The organism is Tateyamaria sp. GN1-10 (assembly GCF_055693845.1).
The window spans coordinates 3,493,027-3,516,892 of the sequence record NZ_JBVFUR010000004.1; the positions used below are offsets into that span (position 1 = coordinate 3,493,027).

At 56.5% G+C, this 23,866-nt stretch carries 27 protein-coding genes, 1 pseudogene and 1 riboswitch; of the genes and pseudogenes, 11 read left to right on the forward strand and 17 right to left on the reverse strand.

Annotated features, from left to right (window positions below):
* Positions 1-24 precede the first annotated feature (24 nt).
* From trpB to rpsA, 5 genes are all read right to left on the reverse strand, one after another.
* A complete protein-coding gene (gene trpB / locus ACZ1HN_RS19390) occupies positions 25-1,272 on the reverse strand; it encodes a tryptophan synthase subunit beta (RefSeq protein ID WP_299202027.1) in 1,248 nt (415 codons plus the stop codon).
* Positions 1,273-1,329: 57 nt separating this feature from the next.
* The gene (locus tag ACZ1HN_RS19395) at positions 1,330-1,977 is read right to left on the reverse strand and encodes a phosphoribosylanthranilate isomerase (protein WP_472728680.1); all 648 of its coding nucleotides are present in this window, start codon (positions 1,975-1,977) and stop codon (positions 1,330-1,332) included.
* 9 nt (positions 1,978-1,986) lie between these two features.
* Positions 1,987-2,337, reverse strand: a complete 351-nt coding sequence (locus ACZ1HN_RS19400; RefSeq protein WP_472728681.1) for a LapA family protein — start codon at positions 2,335-2,337, stop codon at positions 1,987-1,989.
* Positions 2,337-2,621 (reverse strand): integration host factor subunit beta, encoded by a 285-nt coding sequence (gene ihfB / locus ACZ1HN_RS19405; RefSeq protein WP_076626727.1) that lies wholly within the window; start codon positions 2,619-2,621, stop codon positions 2,337-2,339. The genes ACZ1HN_RS19400 and ihfB overlap by 1 nt, the downstream gene beginning before the upstream one ends.
* 273 nt (positions 2,622-2,894) lie before the next feature.
* Positions 2,895-4,556 carry a 30S ribosomal protein S1 gene (gene rpsA / locus ACZ1HN_RS19410; protein ID WP_472729354.1) on the reverse strand — a complete coding sequence of 554 codons (1,662 nt, stop codon included), beginning with the start codon at positions 4,554-4,556 and terminating at the stop codon, positions 2,895-2,897.
* Positions 4,557-5,039: 483 nt separating this feature from the next.
* On the opposite strand from rpsA, the gene ACZ1HN_RS19415 reads away from it, so the two are divergent.
* The 3 genes from ACZ1HN_RS19415 (at position 5,040) to ACZ1HN_RS19425 (ending at position 6,745) form a co-directional block, all read left to right on the forward strand.
* Positions 5,040-5,672, forward strand: a complete 633-nt coding sequence (locus ACZ1HN_RS19415) for a hypothetical protein (RefSeq protein WP_472728682.1) — start codon at positions 5,040-5,042, stop codon at positions 5,670-5,672.
* Between the two features lie 122 nt (positions 5,673-5,794).
* Positions 5,795-6,115 carry a hypothetical protein gene (locus tag ACZ1HN_RS19420; RefSeq protein ID WP_299202010.1) on the forward strand — a complete coding sequence of 107 codons (321 nt, stop codon included), beginning with the start codon at positions 5,795-5,797 and terminating at the stop codon, positions 6,113-6,115.
* 144 nt (positions 6,116-6,259) lie between these two features.
* Positions 6,260-6,745 carry a hypothetical protein gene (locus tag ACZ1HN_RS19425; RefSeq protein ID WP_472728683.1) on the forward strand — a complete coding sequence of 162 codons (486 nt, stop codon included), beginning with the start codon at positions 6,260-6,262 and terminating at the stop codon, positions 6,743-6,745.
* Positions 6,746-6,757: 12 nt separating this feature from the next.
* On the opposite strand, the gene ACZ1HN_RS19430 is transcribed toward ACZ1HN_RS19425, so the two are convergent.
* From ACZ1HN_RS19430 to miaB, 9 genes are all read right to left on the reverse strand, one after another.
* Entirely contained in the window at positions 6,758-7,357 is a 600-nt protein-coding gene (locus ACZ1HN_RS19430; RefSeq protein WP_472728684.1) for a hypothetical protein, read from the reverse strand.
* Between the two features lie 117 nt (positions 7,358-7,474).
* On the reverse strand, positions 7,475-8,656 hold the full coding sequence (gene metK, locus ACZ1HN_RS19435) for a methionine adenosyltransferase (protein WP_472728685.1): 1,182 nt from the start codon (positions 8,654-8,656) through the stop codon (positions 7,475-7,477).
* Positions 8,657-8,659: 3 nt separating this feature from the next.
* Positions 8,660-8,709: riboswitch (SAM-SAH riboswitch) on the reverse strand.
* 9 nt (positions 8,710-8,718) lie between these two features.
* Positions 8,719-10,233: an apolipoprotein N-acyltransferase gene (gene lnt / locus ACZ1HN_RS19440; protein ID WP_472728686.1), complete on the reverse strand. Its 1,515-nt coding sequence runs from the start codon at positions 10,231-10,233 to the stop codon at positions 8,719-8,721.
* Positions 10,230-11,117 carry a hemolysin family protein gene (locus ACZ1HN_RS19445; RefSeq protein WP_472728687.1) on the reverse strand — a complete coding sequence of 296 codons (888 nt, stop codon included), beginning with the start codon at positions 11,115-11,117 and terminating at the stop codon, positions 10,230-10,232. The genes lnt and ACZ1HN_RS19445 overlap by 4 nt, the downstream gene beginning before the upstream one ends.
* 45 nt (positions 11,118-11,162) lie before the next feature.
* The gene (gene ybeY / locus ACZ1HN_RS19450; RefSeq protein WP_299599677.1) at positions 11,163-11,633 is read right to left on the reverse strand and encodes an rRNA maturation RNase YbeY; all 471 of its coding nucleotides are present in this window, start codon (positions 11,631-11,633) and stop codon (positions 11,163-11,165) included.
* An 84-nt stretch (positions 11,634-11,717) separates the two neighbouring features.
* Positions 11,718-12,683: a PhoH family protein gene (locus ACZ1HN_RS19455; protein WP_299202556.1), complete on the reverse strand. Its 966-nt coding sequence runs from the start codon at positions 12,681-12,683 to the stop codon at positions 11,718-11,720.
* A 172-nt stretch (positions 12,684-12,855) separates the two neighbouring features.
* Complete coding sequence (locus ACZ1HN_RS19460; protein WP_299201990.1) at positions 12,856-13,170, reverse strand: hypothetical protein; 315 nt, start codon at positions 13,168-13,170, stop codon at positions 12,856-12,858.
* A gap of 10 nt (positions 13,171-13,180) precedes the next feature.
* Positions 13,181-13,699: an OmpA family protein gene (locus ACZ1HN_RS19465; RefSeq protein ID WP_299599679.1), complete on the reverse strand. Its 519-nt coding sequence runs from the start codon at positions 13,697-13,699 to the stop codon at positions 13,181-13,183.
* A gap of 276 nt (positions 13,700-13,975) precedes the next feature.
* Positions 13,976-15,298 (reverse strand): tRNA (N6-isopentenyl adenosine(37)-C2)-methylthiotransferase MiaB, encoded by a 1,323-nt coding sequence (gene miaB, locus ACZ1HN_RS19470; RefSeq protein ID WP_472728688.1) that lies wholly within the window; start codon positions 15,296-15,298, stop codon positions 13,976-13,978.
* A gap of 128 nt (positions 15,299-15,426) precedes the next feature.
* Between miaB and ACZ1HN_RS19475 the strand changes: the two genes are divergently transcribed.
* From ACZ1HN_RS19475 to ACZ1HN_RS19485, 3 genes are all read left to right on the forward strand, one after another.
* Positions 15,427-16,293, forward strand: coding sequence for a hypothetical protein (locus ACZ1HN_RS19475; RefSeq protein WP_472728689.1), 867 nt, complete (start codon positions 15,427-15,429; stop codon positions 16,291-16,293).
* A 144-nt stretch (positions 16,294-16,437) separates the two neighbouring features.
* A complete protein-coding gene (locus tag ACZ1HN_RS19480) occupies positions 16,438-16,614 on the forward strand; it encodes a hypothetical protein (RefSeq protein WP_472728690.1) in 177 nt (58 codons plus the stop codon).
* Positions 16,615-17,901: an MFS transporter gene (locus ACZ1HN_RS19485; RefSeq protein ID WP_472728691.1), complete on the forward strand. Its 1,287-nt coding sequence runs from the start codon at positions 16,615-16,617 to the stop codon at positions 17,899-17,901.
* A 71-nt stretch (positions 17,902-17,972) separates the two neighbouring features.
* Here the strand turns inward: ACZ1HN_RS19485 and irrA are convergent, their stop codons facing one another.
* Together irrA and ACZ1HN_RS19495 are read right to left on the reverse strand one after the other, a co-directional pair.
* The gene (irrA, locus tag ACZ1HN_RS19490) at positions 17,973-18,392 is read right to left on the reverse strand and encodes an iron response transcriptional regulator IrrA (RefSeq protein WP_299201978.1); all 420 of its coding nucleotides are present in this window, start codon (positions 18,390-18,392) and stop codon (positions 17,973-17,975) included.
* A gap of 73 nt (positions 18,393-18,465) precedes the next feature.
* Complete coding sequence (locus ACZ1HN_RS19495; protein ID WP_299743454.1) at positions 18,466-19,251, reverse strand: 2OG-Fe(II) oxygenase; 786 nt, start codon at positions 19,249-19,251, stop codon at positions 18,466-18,468.
* A 123-nt stretch (positions 19,252-19,374) separates the two neighbouring features.
* On the opposite strand from ACZ1HN_RS19495, the gene fabA reads away from it, so the two are divergent.
* From fabA to ACZ1HN_RS19515, 4 genes and pseudogenes are all read left to right on the forward strand, one after another.
* Entirely contained in the window at positions 19,375-19,884 is a 510-nt protein-coding gene (gene fabA / locus ACZ1HN_RS19500; RefSeq protein ID WP_299201973.1) for a bifunctional 3-hydroxydecanoyl-ACP dehydratase/trans-2-decenoyl-ACP isomerase, read from the forward strand.
* Positions 19,885-19,936: 52 nt separating this feature from the next.
* A pseudogene (locus tag ACZ1HN_RS19505) lies at positions 19,937-20,397 on the forward strand (GNAT family N-acetyltransferase).
* Between the two features lie 75 nt (positions 20,398-20,472).
* Positions 20,473-21,702: a beta-ketoacyl-ACP synthase I gene (gene fabB, locus ACZ1HN_RS19510; protein WP_472728692.1), complete on the forward strand. Its 1,230-nt coding sequence runs from the start codon at positions 20,473-20,475 to the stop codon at positions 21,700-21,702.
* Positions 21,703-21,711: 9 nt separating this feature from the next.
* Positions 21,712-22,503 carry an enoyl-ACP reductase FabI gene (locus ACZ1HN_RS19515; RefSeq protein WP_472728693.1) on the forward strand — a complete coding sequence of 264 codons (792 nt, stop codon included), beginning with the start codon at positions 21,712-21,714 and terminating at the stop codon, positions 22,501-22,503.
* A gap of 10 nt (positions 22,504-22,513) precedes the next feature.
* Here the strand turns inward: ACZ1HN_RS19515 and ACZ1HN_RS19520 are convergent, their stop codons facing one another.
* On the reverse strand, positions 22,514-23,317 hold the full coding sequence (locus ACZ1HN_RS19520) for a sulfotransferase family protein (RefSeq protein ID WP_472728694.1): 804 nt from the start codon (positions 23,315-23,317) through the stop codon (positions 22,514-22,516).
* Between the two features lie 256 nt (positions 23,318-23,573).
* On the opposite strand from ACZ1HN_RS19520, the gene ACZ1HN_RS19525 reads away from it, so the two are divergent.
* Positions 23,574-23,861 carry a hypothetical protein gene (locus ACZ1HN_RS19525; protein WP_472728695.1) on the forward strand — a complete coding sequence of 96 codons (288 nt, stop codon included), beginning with the start codon at positions 23,574-23,576 and terminating at the stop codon, positions 23,859-23,861.
* The last annotated feature ends 5 nt before the right edge of the window (positions 23,862-23,866 follow it).

Sequence of the window (23,866 nt, forward strand, 5' to 3'; positions counted from 1 at the left end):
TGCCCCTCAAACCCCGGCGTGGATTCACTCGACGTTGCGCCCTTCCGGCCCAGACATATCAAAGCCCAGGTGGCGCGCGACCGTGAAGATATCCTTGTCTCCGCGCCCACACATGTTCATGCAGATGATGTGATCGGACGGAAGCTCCGGAGCGATTTTCATCACATGGGCCAGCGCGTGGCTGGGTTCAAGTGCAGGGATGATCCCTTCGGTCGTGCAGCACAGCTGGAATGCTTCCAGCGCCTCGACATCGGTGATGGACACATATTCTGCCCGTCCAATGTCATGCAGCCAAGCGTGTTCGGGCCCGATACCGGGATAGTCAAGGCCAGCCGAGATCGAGAAGCCTTCGAGGATCTGTCCATCGTCGTCTTGCAGCAGATAGGTGCGGTTGCCGTGCAGCACGCCCGGGCGTCCACCGGTCAGCGACGCACAATGTTCCATCTTGGCATTCACACCCTTGCCGCCAGCCTCGACGCCGATGATCCCGACCTCTTTCTCGTCAAGGAACGGGAAGAACAGACCCATTGCGTTTGATCCGCCGCCGATGGCTGCGATGAGCGTGTCAGGGAAACGCCCCTCCGCCTCAACCATCTGTTCGCGCACTTCCTTGCCGATGATGCTTTGGAAATCACGGACCATGGCCGGATACGGATGCGGACCTGCCACGGTGCCGATGCAGTAGAACGTATCACGTACGTTGGTCACCCAGTCGCGCAGGGCGTCATTCATCGCGTCCTTGAGCGTGCCGCGGCCCGACGTCACCGGGATCACTTCCGCGCCCAGTAACTTCATGCGGAACACGTTGGGGGCCTGACGTTCAACGTCGTGCGCGCCCATGTAAACAACGCATTTCAGGCCGAACTTCGCACAGACGGTGGCCGTGGCGACACCGTGCTGCCCTGCCCCGGTTTCGGCGATGATCCGGGTCTTGCCCATACGGCGGGCCAGGATGATCTGGCCCAGCACGTTGTTGATTTTGTGCGCGCCGGTATGGTTCAGCTCGTCCCGTTTCATATAGATCTTGGCACCGCCTAGATGTTCGGTCAGGCGTTCGGAAAAATACAGAGGGCTGGGACGACCCACATAGTGCTTCCACAAATGGTCCATCTCAGCCCAGAAACTATCGTCAGTCTTGGCCTTTTCATATTCCTCTTCCAAGGACAGGATCAGCGGCATCAGCGTCTCGGACACGAACCGTCCGCCAAAATCGCCAAAGCGCCCGTTTTCATCCGGGCCGGTCATGAAGGAGTTGAAAAGATCGTTGGCCATCGCGCACCTCACTTGCAGAGCTTTTGACCTAGCGGGGTTAGTGGGCCGGGTAAAGGGTCAGCTGACGGCCTTTGCGACCGTCATAAAGTCGCGGATCAGGCCCGCATCTTTCTGACCGGGCGCCGTTTCCACGGCAGAGCTTAGATCAATCTGCCGCGCACCCGTCGCAGCCACTGCTTGCGCAACGTTCTCCTGGGTCAATCCGCCGGCCAACATCCATGGCACGGGCCAGCGCCGACCGGCAATCAGGCTCCAGTCAAATGTCTGCCCATTCCCACCGGGTCGATCAGCTCCCTTGGGGGCTTTGGTGTCGACCAGTATCTGGTCCGCCACCCGGCCATATATGTCCAGAGCCTCAATGTCCGAAGCATCCGCCACCCCTACTGCCTTCATGACAGGCAGACCGTAGCGTTTCTTGATCTCTGACACACGTTCGGGTGTTTCCTGACCATGCAATTGCAGCATGTCCAGCGGCACAGTCGCGGTCAACTCGTCCAGGAATGTGTCATCAGGATCGACAACAAGTGCAACCTTTGCAACACCTGGCGGGACAGCCAGTGCAAGCGTTCGAGCCGTTTCCAATATTACGTTGCGCGGAGATTTCGGGAAGAAGACAAGGCCAATGTACTTGGCGCCCGCGTCCACCGCTGTAGACACGTGCTCAAGGCGGCTCAGGCCGCAAATTTTGACAGACACGCCGGGCATATTGAGTGCTTAGCTGGCTTCGTCCAAAAGCGCCAGCACCTCGTCCTTGCCTTCGTGCTTCTCAGATTTAAGGCGCTTGACCTCACGGTCCAGCCGCCGCACTTCGCGTGCGTTGCGGGAATTCTCGGCGCGGACGGCGTGTTCACGCATCCACTCCCACACGAAACCAACCAACAAGCCCGCAACAATCCCGCCAAAGATCACGACGAACAGCGGCAGTTCAACAGTCGGAGCGACTGCAAAAAGACCCGCAATCTCGGTCGGAAGCAACTTGAGCGTCACCATACCACGATTGGCCAGCGCAACGGCAATCAAAGCCACGGCAAAAATGGCAATGCAGGCATAGCGAATGTAGCGCATCAAGCTTTCCCGTTCAGACGATCACGCAGTAACTTACCCGTCTTGAAGAAGGGTACGTGCTTTTCTTCGACTTCCACGGTTTCGCCGGTGCGGGGGTTCCGACCGGTACGCGCATCCCGCTTTTTCACGGAAAAAGCACCAAAGCCGCGCAACTCGACGCGATCCCCGCGCGACATCGCGTTCGTCACTTCGTCAAATATGGTGTTCACGATCCGCTCCACGTCTCTCTGATACAGGTGTGGGTTTTCATCTGCGATCTTCTGGATCAACTCTGACCGGATCATCTTTAATTCCTCCCGAGGGACTCGGTTTTTTGTCTTTATGCGTCCGGTAACTATAGGAACAAACGGGCCTTTCGGGAATAGCCCCATTTTGGGCGAAGTCAGTTTTTTTGATGTCTGAACAGGACCATGGCACGAAAATCAGCATTGATCCGCTGCCGTGTCCAGCGATGCAGCATTGTGCACAGCTAAACCGATACGTGATCTCGATACCATGTTCCGGACAGCAAAAGGGCCCCGCAGGGCCCCTCGCGAACTTGTCAGTTGGACAAAGTCTTATTCGTCGCCCTTCAGGGCTGCGCCAAGGATGTCACCCAGCGATGCGCCGCTGTCGGACGAACCATACTGTTCCACGGCTTCTTTCTCTTCGGCAATTTCACGTGCCTTGATCGAGACGCCCAGACGGCGCGTCTTGCTGTCGATGTTGGTGATGCGGACATCAACCTTGTCACCGACCGAGAACCGCTCGGGGCGCTGTTCGGCGCGGTCACGCGACAGGTCGGAGCGGCGGATGAAGGATTTCATGCCTTCGTATTCCACTTCGACACCGCCATCTTCGATAGCTGTCACTTCCACGGTCACGATCGAGCCGCGCTTCACGCCGCCCACGGCTTCGGCAAACTTGTCGCCGCCAACCGCTTTGATCGAAAGCGAGATGCGCTCTTTCTCGACATCCACCTCGGACACAACCGCGTGGACCATGTCGCCCTTGCGGTAATCCTGAATGGCTTCCTCGCCACGCTGGTCCCATGACAGGTCGCTTAGGTGAACCATGCCGTCGATGTCGCCTTCAAGGCCAACGAACAGACCGAATTCGGTGATGTTCTTGACTTCGCCTTCGACCTCGGTGCCCTCGGGGTGCGTTTCTGCAAACACTTCCCATGGGTTGCGCATGGTCTGTTTCAGGCCCAGGGACACGCGGCGCTTGGAACCGTCGATTTCCAGAACCATGACTTCGACTTCTTGCGAGGTCGAAACGATCTTGCCGGGATGCACGTTCTTCTTGGTCCAGGACATTTCGGACACGTGAACGAGGCCCTCGACACCGGGCTCCAGCTCGACGAACGCACCGTAGTCGGTGATGTTGGTCACGCGGCCAGTGTGGGTCGATTCCAGCGGGTACTTCGCGGCGACCAGATCCCATGGATCTTCCTGCAACTGCTTCATGCCCAGGCTGATGCGGTGGGTTTCTTTGTTGATCTTGATGACCTGCACCTTGATCGTCTCACCGATGGTGAGGATCTCGGACGGGTGGTTCACCCGGCGCCATGCCATGTCTGTGACGTGCAGCAGACCGTCAACACCGCCCAGATCAACGAACGCACCGTATTCAGTGATGTTCTTGACCACACCATCGACGTTCTGACCTTCGGTCAAGTTGCCGATGACTTCAGCACGCTGCTCGGCACGCGATTCTTCGAGGATCGCGCGACGCGACACAACGATGTTGCCACGACGACGGTCCATTTTCAGGATCTGGAACGGCTGCTTCAGACCCATTAGCGGGCCTGCGTCACGCACGGGGCGGACGTCAACCTGAGAGCCGGGCAAGAAGGCCACGGCACCGCCGAGGTCGACAGTGAAGCCACCCTTGACGCGGCCAAAGATAGCCCCTTCGACGCGGGCGTCGTCGGCATATGCTTTTTCCAGGCGATCCCAGGCTTCTTCGCGGCGGGCCATCTCGCGCGAGATGACAGCTTCGCCGCGGGCATTCTCGGCGGCGCGCAGGTACACTTCGACCTCGTCGCCGACAGCGATTTCGGGCGCTTCACCGGGATTTGCGAATTCTTTGAGCTCGACGCGGCCTTCCATCTTGTAGCCTACGTCGATGATTGCTTGGCCTGCCTCGATGGCGAGAACCTTACCTTTGACAACAGAACCCTCTTCGGGCGTGTCCATTTCGAAGCTTTCTTGCAGGAGGGCTTCGAATTCCTCCATCAATTTATCAGCCATGTGGCGTCGTTTTCCTAACTATGTTCAGTTTTACGGGCCGCGCGGTTGTCTCCGCCGGTCTTGTCAAGTTGAGCTATTGGCCAACACGTCGCGTTGGAACAAACGAGTTAAGGGCCACCGATGAACCGGGGCCCTGCATTTCCTCGTGACTCGTCACGCCGCGTCAACGAGCGCGGTATAGATCAGCTCCGTCAAAGTGACAAGACGCATCGCGGTCAAGCCATTCGAACGCTCAGCACCAAAACCTCCGCCACCATGCAACTTTGTCGGTAAGTCGCGGGGTCGGTAAGTCACGGGGCGACCGAAATTAGCATGCGCTTAAGCAATAAGACCGAATTGACAACCTACAACCAAAGTCATAATGACTACCACTAGGGGTAGCGCGCAACTCTAACCTCTAAAAAACAGGGGGAAATTCACGACCCCTCCCGAACAGCAATTCTCACTTGGACTATCCTGGGGAAGAAGATGGACTATTACGAATCGGGATTTGAACCGGATAATAACGACTTTTCAAGCAATTACAGCTACGATGCCGTTTCCAAGAACGGCTCGACTACTGCAAGACGGGATTTACGCCCTAGAAGTAACGTGGTGCCTTTCCCGCTGATTACCCAGCGAAGTGATCAGCCCGAGAACAACACCGCCAGCGGACCAAATGATGCATTCGCCCCGCATACGGGTGATGATCTGTGGGCACGGGACGTTTTTCTGATTTGTCCAAGCGGCTCCACTGCAACGTCTATGCTGACTGAGTTGTCTGACAGCATGCAGTCCCTCACGATCCTGAACCAGTTTCGATCAGCACTACAATTGGCTGCGCGCTGTGACGGATCCGAAACCCTGCTTGCTGTTGATCTGGACATGATCCCGGACCTCGATGGTACAATCGCCAATCTCGCCAAGCTTCGGCATGCCAACAGCACACTGGCAATTCTGATCATGTCACGCTCCTTCGTTGAAACGGATTTGCACCCGCATCACTCCTACATCGCAGATGCAAGTCTGCGCCTGCCAGCTTCGAAATATGAGACGTCGGTTGCTCTGCACTTTGCAGTGACAAACGCGTTCTTCCGAACATGCTACGATGATGGGGGATAGAGAACTGGAAAACTTACCGAATAACGGCAGGAGACGCGGTTTCCTGCCGATTTGTTGTTGTCGAAATGACTATGCGTTGATTACAACGCCTGGATGCGATGGTGTGGCGTTAAAGGTGTAAAGTGGATACAAAAATACTAGGGCAGATCGCACAACTGCGCTCACTGCTCGAAGAGATGGAGAAGGATTTCGGAATGCATGAGTTGTCGCGCAATGAGCGTGACATCGTCTTAGCGTTCTGTGCATGTATCAAAGAGAATAAAGCTGGCGACGAGATGTGTTCGACGGATGTTGTTCGAGCCAACCCGATCGTGAAAGAGATTTCGCAGCCAACTTTTCACAGAACTCTCAAACAGTTGATCAAACGGGGATTGATCGAGCGGTGCGAGGGGTTTCCAATGGGTCTTTATCGGCTCTCTGATCGCGCGTCAGGCCAATTTTAGAGGGCTGGCCGCCCAAACAGCAAAGCAAAGTGCTTGTCAAACCCCGTAAATCAACCCATTCGCCTTACGAACGATTTCGTTGTGAAAACCGCTTTGCACAGCGGCGCTCTTGTGATCGCGTATGTCGTGACTTGGGAACTGATCATGCCCGGGCAGAAGCTTTTCATGACGATGCTGCCCACTCTGGCAACGCTGTTCTACCTGCCCTTCGGAATAAAAGTCATATCAGCCTTTTTTGAAGGATGGCGCTCAATCATCTACATGATGCCCGGCATTGCAATTGGCAACATGTATTGGGTGAACATGCCGTTTGACACACTCACCACTTACGCGGCATGGGCTGCCAGCTATGGAACAGCACCCGCCATATTCGCCATGCTCGACTGGACCATTCGTAACGATCGCCGAAACGTAACAGCCGGGCAGGCATGGCGCACGATGATTGTGGGCGGGGCCGCCTCGTCCGTTATCATCTCGGTCCTGGTGCACGTCATTAGGCACCGGAACATCCCGCAGGATGACTTTATCGTAAGCATGCTCAAATACATGATCGGCGACATGCTTGGGCTGTTGGCCATCCTTGCGTTGCTAATGTGCGTCTTCCGCTACATGCGAAAAGCGCGGCACTAGAAAACGTAGATCTCAAATCTCTTCACCAAGTTCCTGAAGCTCTTTCAGAAGCTCTTGATAGATTCCGTTGCTATCGCCACCCCCGAACACGGTGGCGCCTCCGGAATAGGTTTGACCATATGTTCGCGCCACATTGATCGTTTGGACAAATGCCGACAACAGCTGATCTTTCTCCAGGGGGCTAAGCGGATGGATGAACACACCCCAAAGCCGCCCTTGCGCAACGGCATAGCGCGCATCAAGCGCACTATCGAAATTGGCCTGCATCAGGCGCATCAAGTCTTGCGCGCTTAGTCCGTCAGCAGACCGAATAGGCACCATGGCACGCATCCGGTCTGCCACCGGATCTGCAATCACAATGACTGGTATGTCGTCGATGGTGAATTGAATAGTGTTGCCAGCAGGCTGCGCTTCCGGATCAATGGCGCGAATGATCTCTGCCATGCGCAGCATCGTCATTGGCGGTTCCACCGGTGCGCTGGGAAGTGCATCGGAATCCGGAAGCGCTTCGGCCTCGGATCCGGTCTGCGGCGTTGTTTGCGCGTGCACCGCACCAAAGATAGCCATTCCACCTAGTATGGCCGCCATGCAAGCCGTGCGAAAAAGTCCCATGAGCCAATGCCTTTTATCTGCGAACAGATAAAAGTTAAGTCAGGCCGGGCTCAAATACCAAGCACCGTTTGGTGATGGATTGAAACAGACGCAGCTGAAAGCCGCACCTGCTATGTCTTAGACAGCTGCCTTCAGCGCGTCAGCCAAGTCGGTTCGTTCCCAGCTAAAGCCGCCATCCGCATCTGGTGCGCGGCCAAAGTGGCCATATGCTGCGGTGCGCTCGTAGATAGGCTTGTTCAAGGACAGATGTTCACGAATACCGCGCGGGGTCAGATCCATAGCTTGTGCTACGGCAGCCTCGATTGCGGCATCTGCAACCTCGCCCGTACCGAACGTGTCGCAATAGATCGACAGCGGCTTCGACACACCGATGGCGTAACTCAGCTGAATGGTGCATTTGTCAGCCAGTCCAGCGGCAACCACGTTTTTGGCCAGATAGCGAGCAGCATATGCCGCCGAGCGGTCCACCTTGGTTGGGTCCTTGCCGGAGAATGCGCCGCCACCATGCGGTGCAGCGCCCCCATAGGTATCCACGATAATCTTGCGACCGGTCAGGCCTGCATCCCCATCGGGACCACCGATGACAAATTTGCCGGTCGGATTGACGTGCCACTCGGTTTCATCCGTCAGCCAGCCATTCGGCAGCACCTGCTCAATATAAGGAGCAACAATGGCACGGATATCATCGCTGCTCAGGTTTTCGTCCAAGTGCTGTGTGGACAAAACCAGCGAGCCAATCCCAACAGGCTTGCCATCGCGGTAGATCACCGACAGCTGCGACTTTGCATCTGGGCCCAAGGCTGGTTCAGTCCCGTCTTTGCGGACCTCGGCCAATCTGCGCAGGATCGCATGCGCATACTGAATCGGTGCAGGCATCAGATCAGGTGTTTCATTCGTGGCATAGCCGAACATGATCCCCTGATCGCCTGCACCTTCGTCCTTGTCCGCAGCAGCGTCTACACCTTGTGCGATATGTGCAGATTGTTCATGCAGTAGGTTAGTAACCTCACAAGTGGCATGATGAAACTTGTCCTGCTCGTAACCAATATCCTTGATGCAGGCGCGGGCAATTTCATCGATCTTGCCCATGTAGTCATGAAGTTTACCCTGATCGCTCAGCCCGACCTCACCGCCAATGACGACGCGATTGGTTGTGGCAAATGTCTCGCAAGCGACACGGGCTTCGGGTTCTTCGGCAAGAAATGCATCCAGCACTGCATCTGAAATTCGGTCGCACACCTTATCTGGGTGGCCCTCGGAAACGGACTCCGAGGTAAAAATGTAATTCTGACGGGACATAAGCGCTCCATTAGGTTAATCCGCGTCACGTCAGGAAGCCGTTGTGACGGGGTCGAACGGATTTACGCCCGAAGTGCTGGCGCGTCAATGGGGGGCGTGCGACGCGTTCGGGCGCGATGCAACACTGATACAATCAGACCGAACAAGACCAACAGAATCCAAGGCAAATCACCCGTCATGCTGTACAATGTTGGGGCAGCTGGCGCCGGTAGTTTGGCATCAAGATAGCCCGCCTCGTTGAGAGCAAGTGAAGCGGTGATGCGCCCCTTCGGATCGATCACCGCAGAAATGCCGGTATTGGCCGCCCGGATCAGTGGCAGTCCCTGCTCGATAGCCCGCATCTGTGCTTGTGCAAGATGCTGCTGCGGCCCCGACCGCATTCCAAACCAAGCATCATTGGTCAGTTGCATCAGAAACGTCGGACGCTCAGACGTTCCGCCAACATCATGTGCAAAAACGGCCTCATAACAGATAAGCGGCAAGGCCGATCCGAGAGGTCCCATATCCATTATCTGAGGCCCCGGCCCGCGCCCGTACCCGCTGTCCGTCCTTTCAGCCAGTGCACGAATACCCAAGCCTCGAAACAACCCTGGCAAAGGCATGTATTCTCCAAAGGGTACGAGATGGTGCTTGTCGTACGTCTGTGTGACCTGCGCCGCTGCATCCAGCATCACAAGACTGTTGAAATATGCGTCCTCGCTGCGGCGTTGAATGCCCAGAACAACCGGTGCGCCCCGCGCTGCATCGGCGATAACGTCAAAGGCAGGTTGTGCATTTTCAACAAGGTAAGGAAGGGCCGTCTCGGGCCAAACAATAAGATCGGGAACCGGCCCTGCAGCAGTGTAGTCGATCTGGCGGTTGATGAAGAAGGGAATGCGCGCAGGATTCCACTTTTCGTCCTGTGGCGCATTGGGTTGAACCAAACGCACCGTATGATCGGTCAGTGGCGCCTGGCCTCCTGCCGTTGGCAAAAGGATTGGTACCAAAACGGCCATCAACAGAACCGCCTGCAACCAGACACGCTGAACAGCGAATATCAATGCCATCGACGCGAGCAACGCAAGCATCATCCCATGCGGCCCACCAAATGCGAGAGCTTGTCCAGCGAGGCTGCCCACAAGAGCCTGCGGTGGCGTAGCCCAAGGGAATCCCGTCAATAGATAAGCCCGCAAGATTTCCGCCGCGACCCAACTGAACACCAGAATCCAAAGCTGCCCCCCGCACCACTTCGCGAGCGCAAGTGCCGCAGACCAGATCATCCCAAGCAGGATCGACAACAGAACAAGAGCAAAAGGCGCCATCCAACCCGTATTGGCGGCGTCGACTTGAAATGGTTCAGTAATCCAGTTGAGCGTCGCAGCAAAGTAACCGACGCCGACAGCAAGGCCCAAAAGGGCCGAATGGCGCGTGCTGCGCGCCACCTGCAGCAGCAGAAACATGGCCATGACCGGAACGGTTATCGCAGGGGCGAAACCAACAGGCGCGTGGGACAATGCCCCGAAGCCGCCCGCCGCTAGGGCCAGCAGAACCTGCGCCCAGATCGGCCATGCCGATACATGGACGCGGGATCGGTTCATTCGGCAGGCTCCGGGCCCTTCAGGCGCACACGCATCCGTTTAATGCGACGCGGATCGGCATCGATCACCTCAAACTGCGGACCGTCAGGGTGCAACACCACCTCTCCTCGCGCAGGCACGCGCCCCGCCAACATGAAGACCAAGCCACCAAGAGTATCGATATCTTCCTCATCCACATCGTCATGCGTCGTCAGGGATATCCCAATCTCAGCCTCGAACTCCTTCAGTGGTGTCTTGGCAAGCGCAAGGTAGCATCCGGACTTTTCGCGGGTGAACAAAGCGCCTTCATCGACGTCATGTTCGTCCTCGATTTCGCCAACTACCTGCTCGATCAGATCCTCGATCGTGACGAGCCCGTCAACACCGCCATATTCATCAATGACAAGCGCCATGTGTCGCCGTTCGGTCTGCATCTTTGTCAGCAGAACACCGATGGTCATCGAAGGCGGAACAAACAGCAGCGGGCGCAACCTTGCACGCAGATCATAGTTGGCTGCACCTCCGTTGAAACCGTGTTGCAGCGCCACGTCTTTGAGGTGGGCAAAACCGACGGGCGTGTCCAGCGTCCCCTCGAATACCGGCAATCGGGTGTAACCGCTTTCTTTGAACACCTCCACCAGTTCGTCCAACGAGACGGTATCCGGCACAGCGGTGATGTCAGCCTTGGGCACGGCAACATCCTCGACCCGCAAACGGCGCAGGTTGATCATGCCATGAGACTGTGGCCGCGGGCTTGGGACCTCGGACATATTGGGGTTGTTGTCCGATGGGCTGAGCGCGCCAATCACGCGCGCCAGAAATCCACCACCTTGGGAAGGTTCGGTCCTGTCATTATCTGACTGCGCGCGTCGCGCCGCGTCAGACGATCCGTCGATGTCGCCCATTGGCTCCTATCCAGTTCGTTTGGGCCACATGACCCTGAATGCGACCTAATATGGGTCAGGCACCCCCAGTTTGCCAAGTATTTCGACCTCAAGTGCTTCCATGCGCGTGGCATCATGGTCACGGATATGGTCATAACCAAGCAAATGTAACACTCCGTGAACAAGTAAATGGGTCACATGAGCAGCCAAGGGCTTGCTTTGCTCGGCGGCCTCCCGCGCGCATGTGTCATAGGCGATGGCGATATCGCCAAGGCTGATTGAACCGCTCGGATCGGGTTGAGGTGGTACAGGTACCGCGCCATCCACTTCAGGCGACAAGTCCTCTTCCGGCCAGCTCAGAACATTGGTCGGCGTCGCCTTGCCACGAAAATCATCGTTCAAAACGGAAATGCGCGCATCATCGCAGGCCAGCACCGATAGCTCAGCCCGCGCCAAGCCCAGCGCTGACAAGGTTTCGACAATCGCAGTGTCAGCTAACGCCTCAAGACCGACATCCTGCCAGCGGCTATCTTCCATCAGGATGTCGATATGGTATGGCAATTGTCAGCACCTGGGGCCAGCCCCGGACCCCCGGAGTTTACTAAGCAAGATAAAAGCGTATCAGGACGCTTCTGCATCTGCCTCGTACGCTTCAATGATCGCGGCCACAAGCGGATGGCGCACGACATCCTTTGACGTGAAGTAGTTGAAGCTGATGTTCGGAATGGTTCTGAGCAACCGTTCAGCATCGGCCAAGCCGGAGGAAACGCCGCGCGGCAAGTCGATCTGAGTGCGGTCGCCGGTGATAACCATGCGCGACCCTTCGCCCAGGCGGGTTAGAAACATCTTCATCTGCATAGTCGTGGCGTTCTGTGCCTCGTCCAGCACCACGAAAGCGCGGGACAGGGTCCGCCCGCGCATAAAGGCAAGCGGCGCAATCTCGATTGTCTTTTCCTCTTTCAGCTTGGCAAGCTGCTTGCCGGGCAGAAAGTCGTTCAGCGCATCATAAAGGGGCTGCATGTAGGGGTCGACTTTTTCTTCCTGCGTGCCCGGCAGAAACCCCAGCCTCTCGCCCGCCTCTACTGCGGGGCGGCACAAAATGATCCGGTCCACGTGGCCCGATATGAACATCGACACGCCGACTGCGACAGCCAGATACGTCTTGCCAGTGCCGGCAGGACCAATGCCAAACGCCATTTCATTCTCGAACAGTGCCTGAACATAGGCCTTTTGCGCATCGGTGCGCGGTTCGACCAGTTTCTTTCGCGTCTTGATCTCGATCCGGGTGCCAACGGGCATCTCCAATTGATCGCCTTGCCGGGTGCCTGTGCCTTCTTCGGACTGGCCCATGCGCAACTCACGATCCACATCGGCAGGTTCAACATCCTTGCCTGTCTCCAGCCTCAGATAAAGCGCATTCAAAACATCAGCAGCCCGCTTCTGTGCGCCCTCTTCGCCCAGCACAGCCAACACGTTTCCCCGTCTCACGATCTGCACCTCAAGGGCGGACTCGATGGCCGTCAAATGGCTGTCATAAGGACCGCACAGGTCAATCAGCAAACGGTTGTCGGGAAATTCCAGGACCATTTCCTGGGACGGTTGGTCTAGGGTCAAATGTCACTCCTTGAGTCTGTGTTTCACCCAGCGTTGCAAGTTCAGCTTGGGGGTGCAACGGGATGTTGGCTCTTTTCACACATTTGAAACAAAAAAGGCCGGAGCGCTAGGTTCGCTCCGGCCTAGAAATGTGTGTCACTGTCGGTCAATTGGGGTCGTTGATTTTCGATCCGCCTTTGAAATCGCCAACAGTTTGAGTTGGCGGCGCAACCCCGGAACAAACAGGCTTCCCATATTTATCAAGCCGTGCCGACAGGTATCCCTCGATCCCATCATCGATGATCCAGTGGTCACAGCCATTCGGGTCCACCCAGATGCCCGCCTGAAGTTGGCTTAGGCTCTTTCGATCTGTCCCGCGGTCGATTGTCTTGTCTGGTGACAGGCCGTCTCCCAAACCATCGGAGCAAGCTGCAATAGACAGACAGACAATGGAAAGCGTGACGAGTTTCAGTTTTGTCATGATGCGTCCCCTATTGAATGCAAATGATTTCGACGCGGCGGTTTGCAGCCATGCCTTTTGCAGTGTTGTTGGGCTGCGCTGGCAGACGTTCACCGTAACCACGCACATCCGCAATGCGCGCGCCCGACTGCTGTGCAACGGCCGCAACCGCATTCGCGCGGTTGAGTGACAGACGCAGGTTGTACGCATCACTGGCCCGACTGTCTGTGTGACCTGTGATGATAAACGCTTGTGCAGTGGAACCCTGGAAGAATTGAGCAAGGCGCTCGCGCCCCGCTTTGTGGATGCGGAAGCTGTCGGTCTTGAAGAACTGATCGGTGTTCATGACGCCACATAGATTGCCACGGCGGCAGACCGGTATGCCCTTACGGGTGACGTGGGGCGTCATATAGCCTTCCGCTCCGTCATCCATGACCCAGTGTTCGCACCCATCGGGATCGACCCAGATACCCGGAATGTATTGGCCTTTGTCACGCCCTTCCTGCGACCGTGTTTGACCAAAAGCCTGTGCAGACACATCGGCGGCCATCAGTGATGTCAGCGCCACAGCGGTGGCAGCCACTGTAGTTATAAGCTTATCAACTGTTTTCGAAAAGATTTTCGCCACAGTCCTGTCCCTTTATGTTGATCCCCCGCAAAGATCCCCAACATGCTTGAAACAAGCTGACCCTCGCTACTCTGAGCAAAAGCGTAGGCAATTATTAACAATCTGTGAACCCGTTTTTCACCACATATTGTGCCATAATTGGGCCGGCTTACAATTGAACCGAGCAATTTGTGCACAAAATTTTAGCAGTAACCCGGATCAGTCGATCACCCCCGCAAGAGAGTTCACTCCGGCTTCAACGATTCTCACGGGTGCAATGTCGCCCGCTTTCACGTTGGCATTTGCGACATGGACAGCATGTAGATAATCGCTTTTGCCGCCCATTTGTCCCGGCAGGCGACCAGGCTTTTCAAACAGCACATTCACAGTCCGACCCACCATACCCTCCTGTATGGATCGCTGTTGGCGCGTGATCAGGGCTTGCAGCCTTTGCAACCGGTCGTCCGCCTCTGCTGGCTCCACCTGCGATCGTTCTGCGGCGGGTGTGCCGGGGCGGGTCGAGTATTTGAAGCTATAGGCGTAGCCATAGTTCACCGCTTCCACCAGATCGAGCGTCGCTTGAAAATCAGCCTCAGTTTCTTCGGGGAAGCCAACAATGAAATCACCAGACATCAGGATGTCAGGCCGCGCTGCACGGATGCGTTCGATCAACCGCAGATAGCTGTCGGCGGTGTGGCTGCGGTTCATGCGCTTCAGGATGCGGTCGCTGCCCGATTGCACAGGCAGGTGTAGGTAGGGCATCAGCTTCGCGCAGGTGCCATGCGCTTCGATCAGGTCATCCGTCATATCGTTGGGGTGGCTGGTCGTAAAGCGGATACGCTCAAGCCCGTCCACCCTGTCCAGGTCCCAGATCAGCTTGGCCAGCGTATAGTCGGACCCATCTGGACCAACCCCATGGTAAGCGTTCACGTTCTGACCCAGCAACGTGATCTCGCGTACACCGCGTTCCACGAGATTGCGCGCCTCGGTCAGGATGCGATCCACTGGACGGCTCACCTCGGCTCCGCGCGTATACGGCACCACGCAGAAGGCGCAAAACTTGTCACACCCTTCCTGCACGGTCAGGAACGCGGTCGGGCCTCGTGGAGCCTTTGGACGGCTCTTAAGCTTCTCGAACTTGTCCTCTTCCGGGAAATCAGTATCGAGCGCTTTTTTCCCGGCTTGCGTCTTTGCTTCCATCTCGGGCAGACGGTGGTAGCTTTGAGGGCCGACAACCAGATCCACCAAGGGCTGACGTCGCATAATTTCCTGGCCTTCCGCCTGTGCGACACAGCCTGCTACACCGATCTTGAGGCCAGGCTTTTCTGCCTTCAGCCCCTTGAACCGCCCCAGCTCGGAATAGACCTTTTCCGCTGCCTTCTCGCGGATGTGACAGGTGTTCAGCAGGATCATGTCCGCATCATCAGGCGTCTGCGTCTCGACATAACCCTGCTCGCCCAGCGCCTCGGCCATCCGTTCGCTGTCATAGACGTTCATCTGGCAGCCATAGGTCTTGATAAAGAGCTTCTTCTGCTTCGTCATGGGCTTCGATCCCGGATCATGCGGATAGAATGGGGGCTGTACCAGCCTGCCAGACATCTTGCAATGCGGCGCGGATTAACCGAAATTTGATCTCAACCGCGCCAAAAGACGCCAACCGAGGCACGCAAATGCAATTCGACAGTCTAAGCAACTTCATTCGTGACAAGGACGCCGTTCCACAAAAGGGACCGATAGCGGTTGTTGTGGTTGAGGACGACATTGAGGTGGACACGACCCTGCGCCACCATCAGCAAGCCGGTTTCAAACAGGTAATCGCGTTCATGCCGAAACGGTTCAAACTGGCCCGCGACCTGTCAGAGTCTCTGATACGCATTGATTTTGACACCTCTGCGTCGGATGCGCTTGAGACGGCAGTGAACGGGGTGATTGGCGCGGTGCCTGCCGACACATGGATGTACTACTGCTACAACGCGGAATTCCTGTTCCACCCGTTCTGCGAAACCAGATCCGTCGGGGAGATGCTTACATTTCACACTGAAGAACGCCGCGATGCGATGTTGACCTATGTGGTAGATCTGTATGCGGACGATCTTTGGTCTTGCCCCAACGCGGTGTCACTAGATCGTGCACATCTGGATCGATCCGGGTATTACGCGCTCGCCCGTCCCGATGAAAAAGGGCATCCGAAGGAACGGCAACTGAACTTCTACGGTGGTTTGCGTTGGAGATTTGAAGAGCACGTACCCGAAGTACGGCGCAAGATCGATCGTATTTCCCTTTTTAAAGCCAAACCCGGCCTAAAACTGCGGAACGATCACACGTTCAACGACGAGGAATACAACACCTATGCCTGCGAATGGCACCACAACCTGACCGCAGCGATCTGTTCCTTCCGAACCGCAAAGGCGCTGAAACTGAACCCTGGAAGCACCTATGACATCGAGACATTCAAATGGCACAACTCTGCCCCATTCGAATGGCATTCGCGGCAGTTGCTGGACCTTGGATTGATGGAACCGGGGCAATGGTTCTAAGAATCGCAGAGGTTACCCATGGGTAACCGCATGATTTTGTTAAATATTACTCACAAATCCTTGTCCGATCGTTCGCTCAGCTTAAACCATTGCAAACGGAGTTGTACCGACCGGAAGTGATCCCAGCGCTGGAACGCATGTGGCATGTTTGTTGGCTACCCACCGCTGTGGCTGTGCAACAGCATTGAATACGGCGCCGCCGCGCGTCACGGTGCTGCGAAGCAGGAGGGGCCGCGCAGCTTCTTCAACCGTCAAGACAAACACCGCACAGGCGGCTCCAGCACTCTTGTACCCGCGCCCTATGCCACCCATGGTGCGTAGATGGAATCGGATATCGAATTTTCATTCCAGAACCTGACACCCGCTGCAAAGCGGCATATCCGGGTGTTCCAGCTTCATCAATTCCTGGACCGGTTTGCAATGGGACTGACCGTATCCGTGGTTGCATTGGCGTTGGTCGACCGCGGCATGGACCTGTTCCAGATTTCGCTGTTGTTCGGTGCCTATTCCGTCACGACGCTGACCATGGAATTGCCCTTTGGAGGGTTGGCAGACAACATCGGGCGCAAGCCGGTTTTTCTGGCGGCGGTGGTTGCCAGCCTGATTTCACTGGCCCTGTTCCTGTCATCAAGCGACTTTTATGTTCTGGCCCTTTCCTTTGCTTTTATTGGCTTCGGGCGTGCGCTGCGCTCCGGCACGTTGGATGCGTGGTTTATTGAGCACTTTAAAGCCGAGGCGCAAAACGTGGACGTGCAACCGGCCCTCGCAAAAGCGCAATGGGCCAACGGAATGGGTTTGGCATTCGGAGCGATCGTCGGAGGTTGGTTGCCGGACGCCTTCGGTGCCATCGCGGTCCAATATGGGTTTAGCGCCTATGATGTCGCCTACGCAGCCAGTTTTGCGATGATGACTGCGGTTCTGATCTACACCCTCTTTGCCATAGTCGAAGAAGCACGGCCGCTGCATCCAAAGGCGCTTGTCCAGGGATTTGCCAATGTTCCGGTTGTTGTCCGCGACGCCGGTCTCCTCGCAATGAGGCACCCCACGCTTTCACTGCTTCTAGCGGCCTTAGCGCTTTTGCTTATGGCGACGAACCCGGTCGAAGTGCTTTGGCCTACCCATATAAAACCAATGCTGGAAGAGGGTTACGCCAACACCGTGATTGGCCTGTTGACCGCAGCCTGTTTTTTCTCGATCGCCATTGGTGCATCGCTGTCGCCGCATATCAACCGAGTATTCAGACGTCAGAACGCGATGACACTTACGGCTGCTGTGGGATGCCTTGCTGTGTTGCAGATTGCGTTGGCTCTGCAGGGTGGTGTGGTGGGCTTTGTCATTGTCCTGATCATTTACTTCGTGATCCTCGGGGTTGGGGAAACACCTGCCAGCAGCATTCTGCATTCCAGTGTGGAGAACCATCAACGGTCTACCATGCTGTCATTACGTTCGCTGGTGCAACAATTGGGGGCAACCTTTGGTCTGATCCTTGTCGGCGCAATTGCCGAAGGATATTCGACCCCGATTGGCTGGATGGTCGGAGCGCTATTTACTCTTGGCGCCGTGCTTCTGACAGGGCTTTTGGCCACAAGACTGAAGCACCGCCTATAAAAGCAAATGATGTGATAGGATTGCGTTTTCCAGCGTTGGAGCCTGTAGCGCCCTTGGGCGCTGTAGGGAAATCAATCCTTGCGGCGCAAGCGGATCACAACGTCCACAGATGCGATTTCCGCCCCTTCAGGCGCATCGGGAAGTTGTGCGATCACCAGCTGATCCGATGGCGCATCGGTCAGTTTCGCATCATCTTCCCAGAAGAAATGGGGATGATCATGCGTGTTTGTGTCGAAGTAGCTTTTCGAGCCGTCAACCGTCACCTCTTGCATCAGTCCAGCATCACAGAACGCACGCAAGGTGTTGTAGACGGTGGCAAGCGATACCGCTTCGCCCTGGTCCTTGGCCGCTTCAAACAGGCTTTCAGCCGTGACGTGGCGGTGTTGACCATCACCGATCAACAGCGCCGCCAGCGTTACGCGTTGCCGTGTCGGGCGTAGCCCGGCCCCTGCAAGCCATTCGCTTCCTACTTTGTGCTGTGTTTCGGTCATCTGGTCCTCTTACCCTTGCCTTACATATAAAGGGCCATCGTTCTGCAATTCAATCGCAAAAGGGTTTATGGCATTATGCCACACGCCCAAAAAACCCCATCTGCTCTTGCTTTGAAAAGGATCTGCCCGGTGTGTCATAATGCGACAGCACCGCGACAATTCGGGATGTCCCAGAACCAACGGTAGAGACGCGATGCGCCGTGTTGACACCCAAAAACACGTTCAGCGTGCCAGCATCCTGGGTCAGTTGGGTCGGTGTGATCCGCCCAGCCAAAAGTGCGGCGATGCCCGCGTGATTGGGGTCGTCATCGCTGCGCAAGTCCTTGGCATATTCAAAAAGCCCGCCTTTCGTGGCCTCTTGCAACAGCAGTGTCGTGGTGAAGATCGAGCGATCAAAATGCCAGTTCAGTGCCTCGCCTGAGCGGTATTCCAGCACGTTCAGTCCTGCCAGCGCATCGTCCATCGTGTAGAGTTGCGACTTGTCCATCACGGCCGCCAGAAAGACCGCAAAGGCTGGCCATTGGTAGATTTCGTCCAACGCTGTGCCCCGCATCTGGTCGTGACAGAGCGTGTGGTTGGCCGTCTCAACCTTGGTCAGCGCCGGATCGTCGTCGGCAAGCCCGTCAACCGCATCCTGGAAGTAGATGTTGTGCAAGCGGCTGTGATGAAAGCTCTCTACCTGCATTCGCGGATGCACGTGGTCGAGGACCGAAGCGAGTGCTGCGGGCTGCATGAAACCCGGCAGATTGAACAGGCCGTCGCGCACAAGCCCATCCTTGGCATGGGCCACCAGTGCGTCCCATTCCGGCGAATGCGGGCGATGCAGCGGGTAGCGGTCGAGATCGATAATGTCTTTCATCGTTTGACTCTGCCCCACATTCCAAGACCAGACAAGTCGCCGCTCTTGCGCCCTTTGCCCAGCCGGTGCTAGACGAACTGGACCCAATAACGGGACCAGACCTGAGACAAACAAGAGGCCCGAATGGCAGACTATCCCACCAGCTTCGACAAGGACGAATTGTTGAAATGCGCACGCGGAGAGCTGTTCGGCCCCGGCAATGCGCAACTGCCAGAGCCGCCCATGTTGATGATGGACCGGATCACGGATGTGTCTGCAGATGGCGGCGCAAACGGCAAAGGCCATATCGTGGCCGAGTTCGATATTGCACCTGACTTGTGGTTCTTTGACTGCCATTTCCCCGGTAACCCGATCATGCCCGGGTGCCTTGGCCTTGATGGTCTTTGGCAATTGACCGGGTTCAATCTGGGATGGCGCGGCTGGACAGGCCGCGGTTATGCGTTGGGTGTGGGTGAAGTGAGGCTCAGGGGGATGGTGCGCCCTGACCGCAAGATGCTGACCTACAAGATCGACTTTACCAAGGCTATACAGACCCGTCGGCTGACCATGGGCGTTGCGGATGGTATCGTGGAAGCCGACGGCGACGTCATCTACGAGGTCAAAGACATGAGGGTTGCGTTGAGCGAAAGTTGATCGCGCCATGCCAGCACCCCGACTGATGACGGAACGGCTGGCACTTGATCCCATGACCGTTGATGACAGTGGGTTTGTGAAGCGATTGGTTCAGGACCCGCGTGTTCGCGCCTATATTGGCGGTGTTGTTCCAGCAGACCAGCTTGACGGCATTGTTAGAAAATATCTCGAAATGCGGCGTGACGGACATGTCTGGCTTGCCAAATTCGGCGGAAACATCGCTGTTGGATTGGTCTTTGTCACCCCGCATCATGACGGGGCGGCGCCAGAATTGTCCTTCCAGTTCGATCCCCGCTACTGGGGCAAGGGCTAGCATATGAAGCTTGTCAACGCGTGCTGAACCGCTGGGCAGACGATGAGCGCCTACGACCTATCATGGCAGAAACTCAGGAACGCAACGCACCAGCCCGGCGTCTTTTGCGACGCCTTGGCTTTCAAGAAGTCACGCGACTGCACAGATTTGGTGCCAATCAAGTCGTTTTTTCACACTATCCGAACACGGGCGGCAATTGACTTGCGAAGCAAGGCGGTTGCACCCACCTGCCCCCCGTCCTACATACCCCCTGAGTAGAACGAAGGAGTGCGCACATGCGGCGCGTCGTGGTGACGGGACTTGGAATTGTCTCATCCATCGGAAACAACACCGATGAGGTGCTGGCGTCGCTCAAGGCGGGCCGTTCGGGAATCGAAGCCAGCCCAGAGATGGCGGAACATGGCTTTCGCAGCCAGATCGCTGGTACGCTCAAGCTGGAAGTCAAGGAACATGTAGACAAGCGCGCCCTGCGGTTCATGGGCCCTGGCGCGGCATATGCCCATATCGCGATGACTCAGGCCATTGCGGATGCCGGTTTGCAAGAAAGCGATGTTGTGAACCCGCGCACCGGGTTGGTGGCAGGTTCGGGTGGGCCATCCACCTCGGCCATGTTGACGGCACATCAAACCGTACTGAAGACAGGTGCCACCAAACGCATCGGCCCCTTTGCCGTGCCCAAATGCATGTCCTCAACCATCAGCGCGAACCTTGCGACCGGCTTCAGGATCAAGGGGATCAACTATTCCATCACCAGCGCATGCTCGACTTCGCTGCACTGCATCGGCAATGCGGCCGAACAAATCATGTTGGGAAAGCAGGACGTGATGTTTGCCGGTGGCGCTGAAGAACTGGACTGGACACTGTCCTGTCTGTTCGACGCGATGGGCGCGATGTCATCCAAATACAACGACACCCCTGCACGGGCGAGCCGTGCTTTTGACGCGGATCGCGACGGGTTCGTCATTTCCGGCGGTGGTGGCATGGTTGTGCTGGAAGAGTTGGAGCACGCCCGCGCACGTGGTGCGAAAATCTATGCCGAAGTGACAGGGTATGCTGCAACGTCTGACGGCCATGACATGGTGGCCCCCTCGGGCGAAGGTGGTGAGCGGGCGATGCGCGCGGCGTTGGAGACACTGCCGCAAGACCGGTCCGTCAGCTACATCAATGCCCACGGCACCTCGACCCCTGTCGGTGATGTGGGCGAGATCGAAGCCGTACGCCGCGTCTTTGGCGAGGGCACCACACCTCCCGTCAGCTCAACCAAGTCGATGACCGGCCACGCGCAGGGTGCTGCGGGCGCGCTCGAGGCCATCTTCAGCTTGTTGATGCTCGACAACGATTTCATCACGCCGTCCATCAATGTCGAAACACTGGATCCCGGGCTGAGCGCGTCCGAGATCGCGACCGAGATGCGCGCGGATGCGGGCCTTGATTCGGTGATGACCAACTCGTTTGGCTTCGGCGGCACCAACGGATCGATGATCCTTTCAAAGTTTCACGGGTAAGAATTCACTATGACAGGATTGCTTGACGGAAAACGCGGCCTTGTGATGGGCGTCGCAAACGACCGGTCCATTGCCTGGGGCATTGCCAAGGCGATGCATGAGGCTGGGGCAGAGCTGGCATTCAGCTATCAAGGCGAGGCATTTGGTAAACGGCTTACCCCATTGGCCGAGAGTGTCGGGTCGGATTTCATGGTCGACGTCGATGTTACAAACGACACGTCCCTAGATGCTGCATTTGAAGCATTGGAAGCCCGCTGGCCAACAATCGATTTCCTGGTCCATGCCGTCGCCTACTCTGACAAATCCGAGCTGACTGGCCGGTTCCTCAATACAAGCCGCGCGAATTTCAAGCATTCGATGGACATCTCGGCCTATTCCTTCATCGAGGTTGCGCGCCGTGCACATCCAATGATGATTGAGAATGGCGGCACGTTGCTGACCTTGACCTACCAAGGGTCGAACCGGGTCGTGCCTAACTATAACGTGATGGGTGTGGCCAAGGCAGCGCTTGAATCTGCAACACGGTACCTGGCCAACGATCTGGGTCCCGAAGGCATCCGTGTGAACGCCATTTCGCCCGGTCCGATGAAGACCTTGGCAGGCTCGGCCATTGCCGGGGCGCGTAAGACCTACAAGCACACGGATCAGAACGCCCCGATGCGTTCGAACGCCACGCTTGAGGCCGTGGGCGGCACCGCAGTGTATTTGTGTTCAGACGCCGGGGCCTGCACAACGGGCGAGATCATTCGCGTCGATGGCGGCTTTCATGTGCTGGGTATGCCACAGCCGGATCACCTGTGAGCAGTTGGAACTACATCCACGATAGTTTGCGGCCCAGAAACTGTTCAAGCCGCGCGTCGGACCGGGCATAAAGCTCACGAAGGCGCCTTTTCTGTGCCGATGGCAACGTGCCCCTTGGATGCGCGTTTTCCCTAAGCACAGGGTCAATCAGCAGGCCCGGCACCCCAAGAAAGTTTGTCACGGTATCGACCACTGATTGCGGGTTTTCACACAGGTCAAGGAAATCCAACACCAGAAATCGATCCACCGGAAAGACTTGGACCCATGCTTCCAATTGATCGATGTAGTAACCCCGCCGCACATAGCTGAACCAATTCAGTTGCGGACTGTGCACCAGTTCCCGATTTTTGACCCCCTCGTAGGCATCACGCGTGCGTTCCATTTCCAATGATAACGCGACATCGAAGCTCTCTTTCTCCCGTCCTGTACGCAGCATGTGATGGTAGTGTGACACACATCTTTCAACCGGGTCGCGCAGGATGACAATGAATTTCGCATCTGGCAGCGCGGCCTTTACGCGGTGCTGCGTGTCAGGCTCGAACAGGTAGGCAGGTGTTGTTTCGAAGCACATCCTGTCACCGGCATCGCTGAATTGATCTGCGTACCAAGAGAGTCCCTTTAGAAAGTTCTGATTGAAGAAGTGCACTTCTTTTCGTTGCGGTGCAAAAACGTCTGGGTGCGAAGCGAGATGTGCGTGCAGAGTAGATGTGCCGCATTTCATCGCGCCAATCGTCAGAAAGGTTGGCAAAGTCCGTCCCGGCAACTGAGTTCGGCAGCTTTCGATTTCCTGCTCTATCTGCAAGTGATCACTCATGGCGCCTCCTCTGCCATTGCAGTGCTTAGTGCAAATGACCGGGCGCGGCGAGTAGGTTGAATGAGTTCTACCCGAGGATTCACATAGGCTGTCTGGGACCGATTAGGTCTCATTTAACGGGTTTACCCCACAATTTGCCGCAAAATCGCCAATTTGAATTGCGAGGTTGTTCACCATGGCAAAAGATCGTCACGACCCCGCGCGTCAAGCGCACATATTGAACCGCAGGGCAGCACGCACCCGGCGATCCAAATGGTTGGGACGATTGTTGTTTTCGCTGACTGGAATGGGGCTTCTCTTGGCGTTGCGGTTAAATCCCGGCATCGTAGAAGAGGTTGTGGCGATGGCCCACGATGTCCCAAAGCGGTCGCAACCCGCGAATTTTGAACCACCCGAGCCCGTACACGTACGTCATATGCCAAGGGACATGGTGCCGGTGCGCCGCGCGGGCACATTGCCACAAACCCAAACGGCCAGCGACGACACACAACAGCAGGCTGACGCCATTGCAAACGCCTTGCGCGGTCTAAACCCGGGCGGTTAACAAGA